General features: G+C 53.4%; 3 protein-coding genes. All 3 read right to left on the reverse strand.

Annotation, left to right across the window (positions count from 1 at the left end; genetic code table 11):
• Positions 1-126: 126 nt before the first annotated feature.
• Positions 127-306 carry a PA3371 family protein gene (locus tag ASU03_RS20265; protein ID WP_032861568.1) on the reverse strand — a complete coding sequence of 60 codons (180 nt, stop codon included), beginning with the start codon at positions 304-306 and terminating at the stop codon, positions 127-129.
• Positions 307-317: 11 nt separating this feature from the next.
• Entirely contained in the window at positions 318-542 is a 225-nt protein-coding gene (locus ASU03_RS20270) for a hypothetical protein (protein ID WP_082627361.1), read from the reverse strand.
• An 88-nt stretch (positions 543-630) separates the two neighbouring features.
• On the reverse strand, positions 631-873 hold a 243-nt coding region (locus ASU03_RS21650), incomplete at its 5' end, for a hypothetical protein (RefSeq protein WP_231731650.1).

The following is an 873-nucleotide window of genomic DNA, read 5'->3' on the forward strand; positions in this document are numbered from 1 at the left end:
ACATCCTATAGCAATATGGCCTTTTGCCCTTAATTTTAAGACTAGTGGCAAATGGCCGATTTGCGAGCCGAGGCGACATAAGGTCGAGGGAATATTGGCAGGGTGTCAATCTGTCGTCGCGGGTGTTCAGCGCAGGACGGGGTCGAATTTGAAGCGGCGTCCGACGATCACGGCTATCGCCAGCGCGGTTGCAAATACAGCGCAGGCGCCCAGGCAAAGGGCTTGCCAGTCGGTCGATGAGGTATTGAGCCCCAGGATGCCGGTGGAAAGGGTCAGAATGAGAAACAGCCAGGCGGGCTTGGTCATGATGGGTTCGCTTAGAAAATCAAGTGTTCAGAAGAACCGACAGCCTGTGCATCCTGTGCCAGATGAATCGAGGGTTGGCCGTTGGCTGTCATGACGGCCAGTTGAGGTCGTTGCTGGGTCTGGTGGCTACCCGTGTGGCTGAACTGTGCAGTATCACTGTCGTTGCTGGGTTGGAAGTGGAACGTCACCAGCACGGCCAAGGCCAGGGCGTTGAGGATCAGGAGTGTACTGTTCATGGGTGTTTCCCCGTGTTCATTGGCAGGACAGTGTTATAAGCATAAAGAGTGCAGTCATCGTGCCAGCGAGTATTTTGATTAAAGTACTTTAAAAACAAATACTTAGGTTGATCTCAAAAGTATGGCTCATTGCAATATGCAATGATGGCATTTCGCACTGATGCATTTTGCACGATGGGATTGTCAGGCCCGTGGACGAAGGCTTATCGCTGGCGGGGCGGGAAGAGGGCTTACGCCTAAAAAGCTGACGGACGACATGACAAAACTCACCTCGGCCGTTAACATGCACGCCGTCCGTCGCAACGCCACTTGGCTGCGTGCCTGTCATTAG

It is taken from the genome of Colwellia sp. TT2012 (assembly GCF_001440345.1).
Classification (GTDB): domain Bacteria; phylum Pseudomonadota; class Gammaproteobacteria; order Enterobacterales; family Alteromonadaceae; genus Colwellia.

Coding starts and splice junctions, on each gene's coding strand:
- ASU03_RS20265 (WP_032861568.1), bottom strand. CDS start 306: ATGACCAAGCCCGCCTGGCTGTTTCTCATTCTGACCCTTTCCACCGGC.
- ASU03_RS20270 (WP_082627361.1), bottom strand. CDS start 542: ATGAACAGTACACTCCTGATCCTCAACGCCCTGGCCTTGGCCGTGCTG.